General features: G+C 72.5%; 13 protein-coding genes. 12 read left to right on the top strand and 1 reads right to left on the bottom strand.

Annotated elements, in window-relative coordinates:
• The first annotated feature begins 63 nt into the window (after positions 1 to 63).
• The 9 genes from AB0F68_RS00595 (at position 64) to AB0F68_RS00635 (ending at position 9,107) form a co-directional block, all read left to right on the top strand.
• Positions 64 to 1,044 carry an NAD-dependent epimerase/dehydratase family protein gene (locus AB0F68_RS00595; protein ID WP_357331674.1) on the top strand — a complete coding sequence of 327 codons (981 nt, stop codon included), beginning with the start codon at positions 64 to 66 and terminating at the stop codon, positions 1,042 to 1,044.
• A 74-nt stretch (positions 1,045 to 1,118) separates the two neighbouring features.
• Positions 1,119 to 2,354, top strand: a complete 1,236-nt coding sequence (locus AB0F68_RS00600) for an LCP family protein (RefSeq protein WP_357331676.1) — start codon at positions 1,119 to 1,121, stop codon at positions 2,352 to 2,354.
• Positions 2,355 to 2,562: 208 nt separating this feature from the next.
• Positions 2,563 to 3,771: an LCP family protein gene (locus AB0F68_RS00605; RefSeq protein ID WP_357331678.1), complete on the top strand. Its 1,209-nt coding sequence runs from the start codon at positions 2,563 to 2,565 to the stop codon at positions 3,769 to 3,771.
• Positions 3,772 to 3,979: 208 nt separating this feature from the next.
• Positions 3,980 to 4,897, top strand: a complete 918-nt coding sequence (locus AB0F68_RS00610) for an LCP family protein (RefSeq protein WP_357331680.1) — start codon at positions 3,980 to 3,982, stop codon at positions 4,895 to 4,897.
• A gap of 29 nt (positions 4,898 to 4,926) precedes the next feature.
• Complete coding sequence (locus AB0F68_RS00615) at positions 4,927 to 5,262, top strand: rhodanese-like domain-containing protein (protein WP_357331682.1); 336 nt, start codon at positions 4,927 to 4,929, stop codon at positions 5,260 to 5,262.
• Between the two features lie 14 nt (positions 5,263 to 5,276).
• Positions 5,277 to 6,068, top strand: a complete 792-nt coding sequence (locus AB0F68_RS00620) for a glycerophosphodiester phosphodiesterase family protein (protein WP_357331684.1) — start codon at positions 5,277 to 5,279, stop codon at positions 6,066 to 6,068.
• A 76-nt stretch (positions 6,069 to 6,144) separates the two neighbouring features.
• A complete protein-coding gene (locus tag AB0F68_RS00625) occupies positions 6,145 to 7,599 on the top strand; it encodes an ATP-binding protein (protein ID WP_357331686.1) in 1,455 nt (484 codons plus the stop codon).
• A 65-nt stretch (positions 7,600 to 7,664) separates the two neighbouring features.
• Positions 7,665 to 8,081 (top strand): ATP-binding protein, encoded by a 417-nt coding sequence (locus AB0F68_RS00630; RefSeq protein ID WP_357332851.1) that lies wholly within the window; start codon positions 7,665 to 7,667, stop codon positions 8,079 to 8,081.
• Positions 8,082 to 8,222: 141 nt separating this feature from the next.
• A complete protein-coding gene (locus AB0F68_RS00635) occupies positions 8,223 to 9,107 on the top strand; it encodes a DUF5926 family protein (protein WP_357331688.1) in 885 nt (294 codons plus the stop codon).
• A gap of 48 nt (positions 9,108 to 9,155) precedes the next feature.
• Here the strand turns inward: AB0F68_RS00635 and AB0F68_RS00640 are convergent, their stop codons facing one another.
• Positions 9,156 to 10,367 carry an arginine deiminase gene (locus tag AB0F68_RS00640; RefSeq protein WP_357331690.1) on the bottom strand — a complete coding sequence of 404 codons (1,212 nt, stop codon included), beginning with the start codon at positions 10,365 to 10,367 and terminating at the stop codon, positions 9,156 to 9,158.
• A gap of 163 nt (positions 10,368 to 10,530) precedes the next feature.
• Between AB0F68_RS00640 and AB0F68_RS00645 the strand changes: the two genes are divergently transcribed.
• From AB0F68_RS00645 to AB0F68_RS00655, 3 genes are all read left to right on the top strand, one after another.
• Positions 10,531 to 11,268 carry a hypothetical protein gene (locus AB0F68_RS00645; protein ID WP_357331692.1) on the top strand — a complete coding sequence of 246 codons (738 nt, stop codon included), beginning with the start codon at positions 10,531 to 10,533 and terminating at the stop codon, positions 11,266 to 11,268.
• A 227-nt stretch (positions 11,269 to 11,495) separates the two neighbouring features.
• Entirely contained in the window at positions 11,496 to 11,951 is a 456-nt protein-coding gene (locus AB0F68_RS00650) for a hypothetical protein (RefSeq protein ID WP_357331695.1), read from the top strand.
• 75 nt (positions 11,952 to 12,026) lie between these two features.
• The gene (locus AB0F68_RS00655; protein ID WP_357331698.1) at positions 12,027 to 12,416 is read left to right on the top strand and encodes an ACT domain-containing protein; all 390 of its coding nucleotides are present in this window, start codon (positions 12,027 to 12,029) and stop codon (positions 12,414 to 12,416) included.
• The last annotated feature ends 35 nt before the right edge of the window (positions 12,417 to 12,451 follow it).

Here is a 12,451-nt window from a genome sequence, read left to right on the forward strand (position 1 = left end):
ACCCCCCCGGTGGGCCGGAGCCGTTGTCGGCTCCGGCCCACCGGCTTGAGTAGGCTGGCCGGCATGAAGGTCGCTCCCCGCTTCGGCTCCGGACATCGCATCCTCGTCACCGGCGGCGCCGGCTTCGTGCCGTCGCACCTGGTCGACCGGCTCATCGAGCGCGAGTGCTCCGTCGTGGTGCTGGACAACTTCGTCACCGGTTCCAAGGACAACATCGCCCACCTGCTCGAGAAGCCGACCTTCACGCTGATCGAGGCGGACATCTCCGAGGGGCTGCCGACCGACCACCCGGCGATGGCCGAGCGGTTCGACGCGATCCTGCACATGGCCTCCCCGGCCAGCCCCACCGACTTCGAGAAGCTGCCGGTGGAGATCCTCCGGGTCGGGTCGGTGGCCACCCTGCACCTGCTGGAGCGGGCCACCGCCGACGGCGCCCGGTTCCTGATGGCCTCCACCTCAGAGGCCTACGGGGATCCGAAGGAGCACCCGCAGCGCGAGACGTACTGGGGCAACGTCAACCCGATCGGCATCCGGAGCGTCTACGACGAGGCGAAGCGCTTCGCGGAGGCGGCCACCATGGCCTACCACCGCAGCCGGAGCACCGACACCGCCATCGTCCGGATCTTCAACACGTACGGACCGCGGATGCGGCCGGACGACGGCCGGGCCATCCCGACCTTCATCTCGCAGGCGCTGCGCGGCGAGCCGATCACGGTGCACGGCACCGGCAACCAGACCCGGTCGATCTGCTACGTCGACGACCTGGTGCGCGGCATCCTGCTGCTGCTCGACTCGACCGAGACCGGCCCGATCAACTGCGGCACCGAGCACGAGATGTCGATGCGGCAACTGGCCGAGACGATCGTGTCACTCACCGGAAGCAGCTCCGAGGTGAGCTACATCACCCGGGCCGCGGACGATCCGGAGATGCGCCGCCCCGATCTCACCCTCGCCCGTGAGCTGCTGGGATACGAGCCGACCGTGACGCCCGAAGACGGCCTCCGGCGCACGATCGACTACTTCCGCGGCCGGCTAGGGTACTGACTCCCGCTGGGAGGAGCCTGACACCCGGCTGCGCCTGAGAGCGATGGTGGCTCGACCGACCTACCCTCGGTTACATGTCAGCGACCTCGTCAGCCGGCGTCCCGCTCCCCGCACGCCTGAGTCGGAGCGCGGGCCGCGCCCAGGTTCCCGGCCCCGGCCGGGGCACCACTGGGCGTGCCCGCCCGACCGACGCCCGCTGGTACCCCTCGTACGACGACGAGCCGCGCTCGGGCGGGCCCGGCGGTCCGGGGGGACCGACCGGCCCGGAGGGCCCGGGCGGTGGTTCCGGCGGCCCCGGCCGGCGTGGTCCCCGTCCGCGCTGGGGACGGATCAGCCTGGTGGCCGGCGTCGCGGTGCTGGTGCTGGCGCTGCTCGGCGGCTGGCTCTACGCCCGCAACCTCAACAACGACCTGGCCCGGACCGACCCCTTCTCCCAGATCAACGGCGGACGGCCGGCGAAGCAGGTCGAGGGCGCGTTGAACATCCTGCTGGTCGGCAGCGACTCGCGGGACCCGGACGCCGAGGTGGACGCGGCCGGCAAGTGGCGGGCGGACACGCTGATGGTCATGCACATCCCGGCCGACCACAAGCAGGCTTATCTGGTCTCCATCCCGCGTGACCTGTACGTGCCGATCCCGGAGAGCGCCGGCGCGTCCTGCGACTCGGGCTCACGCAACAAGATCAACGCAGCCTTCGCATTCGGCGGGCTGCCGCTCGCGGTCAAGACCGTGGAGTGCTTCAGCGACGTCCGGATGGACCACGTCATGGCCATCGACTTCGCCGGCTTCAAGGAGGTCACCGACGCCCTCGGCGGGGTGGACCTGAAGGTGGAGCGGACCATCACCTCGATCCACAAGCCGTACCGGACCTTCACCAAGGGCGTGAACCACATGAACGGCGCCGAGGCCCTGGACTGGGTCCGGCAGCGCAAGCAGTTCCCCGACGGCGACTTCGCCCGGATGCGCCACCAGCAGGAGTTCCTCAAGGCGCTGATGGACAAGGCGGCCAGCAGCGGGACATTGACCAACCCCAAGAAGCTCAACGATTTCCTGAAGGCGGTCACCGCCGCCGTCACGGTCGACCAGGGATTCTCGTTGACCGACATGGCGTTGCAGTTCCGGAGCCTGCGCGGGGAGAACCTGACCTTCATCACCAGCCCGAACCTGGGTGGCCAGACCATCGACGGCCAGTCGGTGGTGGTCTCCGACCGGGAGAAGGCACTGGCCATGTACAAGGCGATCGTCGCGGACACGATGGCCGACTGGGTGAAGGCCAACCAGAAGACGGACAGCGACGGGAGCGGCGGCTGACGCCGCCCCCGCGAGGCAGCACATCCGGTCGGCAGTCAAGGCTCGTCCCACAGTGAGCCAACCGCCGACCGGATCTTTTCAATTGGCCGTTCGGGCACAACCCCCAGCCGATGGCCGAGATTGACGGGAATAGCCACCACACGAGGTCGCGAGAACGGGAACAGATACGTACAGTGGTCCCGCCCCCGATCCCCGAGCTGGAGCACGCATGCCGGTTCAGACCAGCCGTCGCCCTCAGTCACTGGAGCCCGGAGCACCCGGGCGGGTTCCCCCGATCATCCCGACGCAGCCCGGCCCCGGCGGCCCCGGCGGCGGGAAGAAGCGCACCAAGCGCAAGGACCCGCTCTGGGCCAAGCTCACCGTGATCTTCGGTGCCGTCCTGATGATGACCAGCGGCATCGCGATCGTCGGCAGCAAGGCCGTGATCGGCCAGGCGACCAGCAGCATCGACCAGGGCAACCTGCTCGGTGAGGCGGGCAAGAGCGACGCTGAGGGCGGTAACAGCCTGGACGGCCCGATCGACATGCTGCTGCTCGGCGTCGACGCCCGGCAGCGCTGGGCCGCCGACGACGTCCGCTCGGACACGATCATCATCCTGCACATCCCGGCCACCCACGACCAGGCCTACCTGATCTCGATTCCCCGGGACACCGAGGCCCGCATCCCGGCCTTCGAGAAGAGCGGTTACAAGGGCGGCACCGACAAGATCAATGCGGCGTTCTTCTTCGGGGCGCAGAACGGTGGCGGCTGGGAGGGTGGCGCCCAGCTGATGGCCAAGACGATCAAGTCGATGACCGGGATCAGCTTCGACGGCGCGGCGATCATCAACTTCGGCGGCTTCAAGAACGTGATCGACGCGCTCGGAACGGTGCGGATCTGCGTGAGCCACGAGGTCAAGTCGCACCACATGTCGATGGTCGACGGCAAGCCGATGTGGAACGCCGACGCGAGGAAGACCGGCAAGTCCTACACCCCGGTGGTGCACAAGAAGGGCTGCCGGGAAATGGAGGGCTGGGAGGCGCTCGACTACGCCCGCCAGCGCTACGGACTGCCGAACAGCGACTACGACCGCCAGCAGAACCAGCAGCAGCTGATCAAGGCGATGGCGAAGAAGGCCACCGACAAGGGCATGCTGACCAACCCGCTCAAGCTGAACTCGCTGATCAAGGCGGCCGGCAAGGCCTTCATCCTGGACACCGGCGGCGTGCCGATCGCGGACTTCATCTTCACGCTCAAGGGCGTCAGCGGGAACGACCTGGTCACCCTCCGCACCAACGGCGGCACCTACAGCCCGAACGCGGACCACAGCAAGGAATCGCTCAACGAGCTGAGCATGGACATGTTCAAGGCGGTGAAGGAGGACAAGCTCGCCGACTTCGTGGTGGCGAACCCGAACGTCCTCTCCACCCGCAAATGACCTGGTGAACGGCCGGTAGCCGCGCCGAAAGCGGCACCGTCCGGCAGTTCCCCCCGTAGCCTGACGTGAGCGGGTCTCATGTCGCGGCTACGGGGGGAACGTCACGTCCAGGCCAGCACGGAACGCACGCGGGCGGGCCCGATCCGCCCGCTGGTCCCGGTTCCTGCTCGGCGCCGGTCTCGCCCTGCTCCTGCTCGCCGCTCTCGGCGTGGCCGGGCTGCACTGGCTCACCAACCGGTACGACCGCACGGTCAGCAAGGAACAACTGCTCGATCCTGCGGCGCGGCAGTCCCGTACCGACCTCGCCGGGCCGCTCAACTACCTGCTCATCGGCTCGGACCACCGGCCCGGCGCGAACCCCGAGGACCAGCGCTCGGACAGCATCCTGATCGTGCACCTGCCGGCCGGGCTGCGGCAGGCGTACCTGATCTCCATCCCGCGGGACCTGCTGGTCGCCATCCCGGCGGCGCCCGGCTACGGCGGCGGCCAGGACAAGGTCAACGCGGCGTACGAGCACGGCGGCGGGGGCGAGGGCGGAGCGCGGCTGCTCAGCGCCACCCTGACCCGGCTCACGGGGGTCCATTTCGACGGCGCCGCGCTGGTCGACTTCTCCGGCTTCAAGCAGGTCATCGACCTGCTCGGCGGCATCCGGATGTGCGTCGACACCCCGGTCCGGTCGATCCACACGCAGACCCGGTTCGAGCCCGGCTGCCAGCAGATGAACGGGGCCCGGACGCTGGACTACGTGCGGCAGCGCTACGACCTGCCCGGCGGCGACTACGACCGGCAACGGCACCAGCAGCAGATGCTCCGGGCGGTGCTCGACAAGGCCGGCCAGACCCACCTGCGCAGTGACCCGGTACAGCTGGACCGGGTGCTCCGGGCGGTCGGCGGCGCGTTGACCGTGGACACCAACGGCGTACCCCTGGAGGACCTGCTCTTCGCGCTGCGCGGGCTGCCCGCGGACGCCCTGCACGGCGTCCAGATCCCCTCCTACCCGCAGACCATCGACCAGGTCTCGTACGTGGTGCTGGACAACGGCGGCGGCGGGCTCTTCGACGCGCTGCGGGGCACCCGGATGCCGGAGTGGGCCGGGGCCCATCCCCGCTGGGTCAACCGGCTCTGACCGGGAGCGGCCCGCTAGGCTTGGTAGCCGTGTTCGGACCCCAGGTTCCCAGCGTGCCCGCGTCGGCCGTGCCCGACGACAGCTACCTGCTCGACGTCCGGGAGGACGACGAGTGGGCCGCCGGCCACGCGCCGGCCGCCCACCACCTGCCGATGACCGAGCTGCCCGCCCGGATCGCAGAGGTGCCCGACGACCGCGAGGTGGCCGTGATCTGCCGCTCGGGCGGACGGTCCGCGCAGGTGGTCGCGTACCTGATGCGCAACGGCTGGGACCAGGTGCGCAACGTCGAGGGCGGGATGGGCGAGTGGGCCGCCGCCGGCCGCCCGGTGGTCACCGACGACGGGCAGCCGGGCCGGGTCGCCTGAGGCGCGCCGCGGCCATGACCACCCCCCTGGTCTTCGCGCACCGGGGCGCCTCGTACGACCTGCCGGAGCACACGCTCGCCGCCTATCTGCGCGCTCTCGACGAGGGCGCGGACGGGCTGGAGTGCGACGTCCGGCTGACCCGGGACGGGCACCTGGTCTGCGTCCACGACCGCCGGCTGGACCGGACCAGTAACGGTCACGGGCTGGTCAGCGCACGTACCCTCGCCGAACTGGAGGCGCTCGACTTCGGGTCGTGGCACCCCGGCGGGGCGGCGGCCGACGGGGACGAACCGCTCGACGAGTCACACTTCCGGCTGCTCACGCTGGAGCGGCTGCTCGACGCGGTGCTGGCCGCCGGCCGGCCGCTCCGGCTGCTGATCGAGACCAAGCACCCCTCCCGCTACGGCCGGGACGTGGAGCGCCGCCTGGTCACCATGCTGCGCCGGTACGGGCTGGCCGAGCCCGGTCCGGACGCCCCGGTCCGGGTCACCGTTATGTCCTTCTCCCCGCTGGCCGTACGCCGGATCCGCGACCTCGCCCCGGCGCTGCCCACGGTGCTTCTGCTGGAGGTGCTGCCGCGCTGGCTGCGGCTGGGCCGGCTGCCGTTCGGCACCCGGATCGCCGGGCCGGGGATCGGCCTGGTCCGGGCCCGCCCGCAGCTCGTTCCCACGCTGCGGGCCGCCGGCAACCAGGTCTACGTCTGGACGGTGAACGAGCCGGCGGACCTGGAGCTGGTGCTGGCCGCCGGGGTGGACGGGGTGATCACCGACCGGCCCGCCCGGACGCTGGCCCGGTTGGGCCGGTGAGGCCGGCCGGTCCGACCGGTGGGCGATCGCCCGGCCGGGGGTGTCCCCGGGACGGGCGGCGCGGCACACTCGGGACATGCCGGAGCGAACCGACTTCACCGCCCTGATCGCCGGCCACACCAGCGTGATCAAAATGATCAACTCGGGTGAGTCGGGCCTGCCCGTGCTCACCCGGCTGCTCCGCGAGGTCGAGCCGGCCGTCGGCGCGGCCGGCCTGGTGTTCGTGGAGTTCGCCCCCGCCGGCGGCCGGGTGATCGCGGCGACCGGCAGCGCCGAGTTCGCCACCGGCTGCCCACTGCCGGCCACCGACCCGGCCACCGTCTGCCTGCTCTCCGGCCCGCCGGTGCGCGAGGTCGGGGTCGACGCGATCCCCGGCGCGCCCGCCGAGGAGCTCGCCGCGCGCGGGCTGCGCCGGATGATCCTGGCCCGCGCCGAGATCGGCGGCCTGACGGTGGGCAGCCTGCACGCCCTCTACAAGGAGGACGAGCCGCTGGACGCCTCCCAGCACGCCGTGATCGGCTACGTGGCCGCCTGCATCGCCCACATGTACGGCGACCAGACCGGCCTGCCGGTGCACGGCGACGGCCCGGTGGTGGCGGCGCTCGCCGACGGCCTGGCGGTGGTGGACCGCGAGCACCACGTGCGGCTCTGGAACCCGGCCGCCGCCCAGGTGACCGGCCGGCCGGCCGGCGAGGCGCTGAACCGACCGCTCCCGTTCCCGCTCCCCCCGTCCGGCCAGGTGCTCGACCACCGGCTGCCGGACGGCCGCTGGCTGCGGATCACCTCCGGCGAGCTGCCCGGGCCGGGCACGCTGCGCGTGGTCACCTTCCGCGACATCACCGACCAGCAGCGGCGCGACCACGACCGCGACCTCTTCGTCGCGGTGACCAGCCACGAGCTGCGCACCCCGGTCACCGTGATCAAGGGGTACGCGGACACCCTCACCGACCACTGGGAGTCGCTCAGCGACGACGACCGGCGGCAGGCCGCCCGGATCATCGGGCAGCGGGCCAACGAGCTGGCCCGGCTGGTCGACCGGCTGCTCACGGCCGCCACCGAGAACCGCCCCGGCGGCGAGCCGGCCGCCCCGTTCGACCTGGTCGACGCGCTGCGGGCGGCGGTGCCCGACCTGCCGGCGGACATCCGGCACCGGATCGTCCTCGATCTGCCGGCCGATCTGCCCAAGGCGCTCGGCGACCGGCACGGCCTGGCCACCGTGCTCACCGAGCTGGGCACCAACGCCGGCAAGTACTCGCTGCCGGACACCCCGATCGAGATCTCCGTCGAGGCGAACGAGCGGACCGTCTCGTTCCGGGTCGCCGACCGGGGCATCGGCATCCGGCCGGAGCACGTGGAGCGGGCGTTCGACCGGTTCTGGCAGGGGGAGTCCGGTGACCGGCGTCGCTATCCGGGGGCCGGCCTGGGCCTCTATCTGGTCCGGCAGATCGTTGAACAGCAGAATGGATGGGTATCCCTCCGACCGAGAGTCGGTGGGGGTACGGTCGCAGAGGTGCGGCTGCCACGGGGATGAACCCGGCCCGCACGGGGGTGGAAGGAACGACGGTGTCGACGGGTTCGGCCGAACGATCATGGTGCGTGGTGGTGCCCCACCACGCCACCGGCGCGCGCCTGGCCCGGCACCGGCTCGCCGACGAGCTGGCCGACGTCGTACCCCCGGCCCTGCTGGCCGACCTGGTCGCGGTCCTCGCCGAGCTGGTCGGCAACGCCGTGCGGCACGCCGACCCGCTGCCCGGGGGCGTGGTCCGGGTGGCCTGGCGGCTGCGGGCGGCGACCGGCGGGCAGTGCGTCCAGGTCCGGGTGACCGACGGCGGCTCCGCCTCCGGCCCGCTGATGCGGGTCGCCGCCCCCGACGCCATCGACGGGCGCGGCCTGCACATCGTCTCCGGGCTGGCGAGCCGCTGGGGGGTCGAGCGGGACGGCCTTGGCCAGAGCGTCTGGGCGGAGTTCGACCCGACCGGGTCGGTCCGACCGGACCTGGTCGTGGCCGGTTGAGCCGACCGGGGAGGCGGGTCCTGCCCACGGCCGTCCGGTCCGGCATCTAGGCTGTCTCGCCATGAGCGAGCGCAGCGAGCGAATCATCGGGCACAGCGCCATGGAGCCTCATGCGGCTGCGGAGCGCAGCGGAGCGGGCGCATGAGCAAGCGTCGAAAGAGCCAGCGGGCCGCCGAAGCCACCCCGAAGCGGGAGAAGGTGCGCGACGTCTTCGTGCCCCGACCGTTCGAGGGGCTGGTCGACGAGCCGGAGTGGATCGCCCTGCGCGAGCTGGTGCCGGCCGCCTCCGCGCCGCTGCGGCTGACCCCCGAGCTGGTCGAGGAGTACGGCGACCGGCCGGTCACCCTGGCCACCGTGCTGCCGATGGCCGCCCCGGCGATGACCAAGCCGGACGGGCGGGTCTTCATCGGCCTCCAGCGGCACCAGCAGTCCGGCGACGTCTCCCGGGACCTGGCCGACGCGCTGCTCTGCGCGCTGCGGACCGAGCCGGGCGGCCAGGTGAGCGTGCCGCCGCTGCCCGGGCCGGGCCCCCGCCTCCAGGACATCCTGGTGGACGGCCCGCTGGAGATCAGCATGCACGACGGGTTCGAGTTCTGGCTCGACCCGGGCGCCGCCGACGACCCGAACGTGCAGGCGTCCCTGGAGCGGGCCAACGCGGCGATCTACCCGACGGTGAAGCTGGCCGCGGCGCGGGCCGCGTACTGGTGCCAGGTGCCGGAGAAGGCGCACGTGCGCTGGGTGCTGCCGGAGGACGAGGACGTGGCGCTGGACGCCCTGTCCCGACTGGGCGCGGCCGGCACGCTGACGCTGGGCGACGACACCCGGTTCGCCGGCATGTTCCGGGCGCACGGCCGCCTGGTGCCGGTCTGGGACCTGCCCGAGGACGTCCCGGCCGCCGACTGGGAGGAGCCGGTGACCGGGTTCGCCAAGCGGTACGCCGAGGCGCTGGAGGAGCGGGAGCCGCTGGACGCCGCCGGCCGCCGCGCCCGCCAGGGACTGCTCGGCCGCCAGCTCACCCTGCGCTGAGCCGATCCTCGCCGCGGGCCCCGGTCGCCGACCGGGGCCCGTCGTCGTTCAGCGCCGCAGCGGTTCCCGCACCAGCGGGCAGGACATGCAGCGCGGGCCGCCCCGGCCGGAGCCCAGCTCCGACCCGGCGATGGCGATCACCTCGATGCCGGCCCGTTCCAGCTGCGCGTTGGTCTCCACGTTCCGCTCGTAGCCGACGCAGAGCCGGGGGGCGAGGGCGAGGGTGTTGTTGCCGTCGTCCCACTGCTCCCGCTCGGCGGTGACCGGGTCGAGGCCGGTGTCAATCACCCGGAGCTGGTCGAGGTCCATGGCGTCGGCGGCGGCCCGCAGGAACGGCGCCGGGCCGTCCACCCGCGGGTCCTCGCCGTCCGCGCCGGCGATGACCGTGTACGCGGAGAGCTCGCTGGCGATGTTCGGATACATCAGCACGGCGTCGACGTCGACCATCGTGCAGACCGTGTCCAGGTGCATGGTGGCCCGCTCCTGGGCGACCGGCACCACCAGGATCGTGTGCGCGAGCCCGGCGGCGAAGACCTGCCGGGCCAGCCGCTCGGCCCCGGCCGGGGTGGTCCGCTCGCCCACCCCGACGGCGAGCACCCCCGGCGCGAGCAGCAGCACGTCGCCGCCCTCCAGGTGCTCCAGCTCCGGGTGGTAGACGAACTCGGTGCCGACGAAACGCGGGTGGTAGCGGTAGATGGCGTCGGTCAGCGTGGTCTCCCGCCGGCGGGCCAGCATGGCCAGGCTGGTCACCCCGACCCGGTCCCCGATCCAGACCGACGAGTCGCGGGTGAAGAGCAGGTTGGGCAGCGGGTCGATGACGAAGTCGTGCCGGTCCATCAGCGTCCAGACCAGACCGCCGGGGCGGTCCGGGCCGATCCGCAGCTCCTCGTGGGCGAGCCCGGCGACGAACACGTCGGCCAGGGCGGCCGGGTCGAGGTACGTGAGGTGGTCGGCGACCCGGCGGCGCAGGGTGTCGCCCAGCCGGGGCGAGCGGAGCACCAGCTCGGTCAGCTCGGCCCGCGCGTCCGGCACGGCGAGGGTCTCGGCCAGCAACGTGGCCAGGTAGAGCACCTCCACCCCACGGGACCGCAGGGCCGCCGCGAAGCCGTCGTGCTCCTCCTGCGCCCTGCCCACCCATGGGATAGCGTCGAAGAGCAGCGAGTCGTTGTTGCGAGGGGTGAGCCGAGCGAGTTCCGGCCCCGGGCGGTGCAACAGCACCGTGCCGAGCCGGCCGACCTCGCTGTCCACGTAGTGGGTCACCTTCGCAGCGTAGGACAGGCTCCCGCACCATCCGGGAAAAGAAGTGCGAATGAATATGGCATTCATCCGCACTCATTCCGGCGCTCCAACTTGCCGAGCCCCGGGGTATTCAACGTAGGGTAGTGGAGACATAACTTCGAGAGACCTTTTGCCGGAGGTCGCGATGACTGTCTTTCCCGCTCGCCGAGCCGTACCGAGCCGGGCACTGCCGCCCGTCTCGGTGCCGCACCCCCGGGTCGAGTCCACCTCGGTGCTCGAGCCGGCCCGACCGACTCCGCTGGAGTGGGCCCGCCGTCGGCGGGCCGAGCGGGGGGCCCGCCGGTTGGAGGCGGCCGGGGCCCGGGCCCTCGGCCAACTCGACCACCTCGGTCCCGCCTGGCACGTCATCGAGTGGCCCCGCACGGACGCCGCGGACGTCCTGCTCGACCGCACCCAGGACGAGCGGGCCGGGTTCCTCGCCATCGGCCCGAGCGGGCTCTTCGCGGTCACCATCGCCGACCACGGCCGGGCCCGGGTGCTCGTCGCGGGCGACGTCGTGCAGATCAACGGCAAGCGTCCGCCCTATGTGGCCGAGGCGCGCCGCGACGCCAAGCGAGCCAGCAAGGCCCTCTCCGACGCCGTCGGCCTGCCGATCCCCGTCACCCCGGTGCTGACCTTCGTCGGCTCCGGGGTCATCAGCGTCTACGGCCTGCCCAAGGACTGCCTCATGGCCACCCACCGGGAGCTGGACCGCCTGCTCGTGGCGGGCGGCAACCGGATCAGTCCGGCCACCGCCGAGAAACTCTCCCGGATCGCCCAGGCCCCGTCGACCTGGCTCAACGGCACGTACCGTCCAGCAGCCGACTACCGGTGGTACGACGAGGGCCGAACGGCCGCTGACAAGCGGGCCGCCCGCCGGTAACGTCACCGGCGACGCCACGCGGTCCGCGGCTCCGCCCCGGTGGTTCCGTCGGCCCGCGCCGTCGCCGGCCGCGCGACACCGGGCACCCGTCGCACCGACCCCTGTCCCCGATCCCCGCCGAGCCCTCGGATCCCCGTGCGGCTCCGGTGACCGGACGCAGCGCGGTCGGGCGCTCGTCGTGACGACCGGCTAGCGTGGACAGACCGTCGGTGTACATAGGAGGCGCGGTGGCCCACGTCGAACTCTCGCTCTCGGAAGTGTTCGTGCCCGACGCGGGGACACCGACCGAGCAGGAGTCCGACAACTTCGGGCAGTGGTCCGGCACGGTCTCCCGAGCCGCCGAGCCCTGCCTGCTGATCGACGCCGACACCACCGTGGTGGCGATCTCCTCGTCCGGCTGCAACCTGCTCTCCCTCGGTGCCCCCGAGGACGTCATCGGCCGGCCGCTGCTGGAGGGCGGCCTGCGCCTGGTCGACTTCACCGCCAGCCCCAGCGAGCTGACCGAGCAGGAGACCGACAAGATCCCGCCGCTGCTCGCGCTGCTCTCCGGCCGGCTGGCCCGGGGCCTGCTCCGGGTCCAGGGGCCCGGCGCCGACGCCGTCACGACGGTGGACGCCATCTCCACGCCGGTGCTCACCGACGGCGAGGTGGCCGGCTCACTCACCTTCTTCTCGGCCGTCTGACCTGCGGCGACCTGTGGCGATCGCCGCACCGGGCGATGCTGGGGCACCGCCGCGCCGAGGCCGTAGGGTGCCCTCATGCTCGATGTCGCTCTGCTGCCGGGCGAGTACGCCGTGTGCCGCCTGCCGGCCGGCACCGTGCTGCCCCCACGGCTCTGGGGTGCGCTGGCCGGCCGCGACGTGGTGACGGTGAGCTGGACCGCCGACGGCATCTCGGTGATCTGCCCCACCGAGCGGGCGCCCGCCGGGGCGGACGTGGAGACCGAATGGCGCTGCCTGCGGCTGGTCGGCCCGCTGGACGCGGCGGTCACCGGCACCCTCGCCGCGCTGGTCGACCCGCTCGCCCGGGCCCGGGTCAACGTGGTGGCCTTCTCCACGTACGACACCGACCACGTGCTGGTGCCCGCCGTGCGGCTGGCCGAGGCGACGACCGCGCTGGAGCGGGCCGGGCACCGGGTCCTCGGGTGACCTTCACCCGACCGGTTGATCCTCCTACGATGGGC

Source organism: Micromonospora sp. NPDC023966, from assembly GCF_040639095.1.
Taxonomy (GTDB): Bacteria; Actinomycetota; Actinomycetes; order Mycobacteriales; family Micromonosporaceae; genus Micromonospora.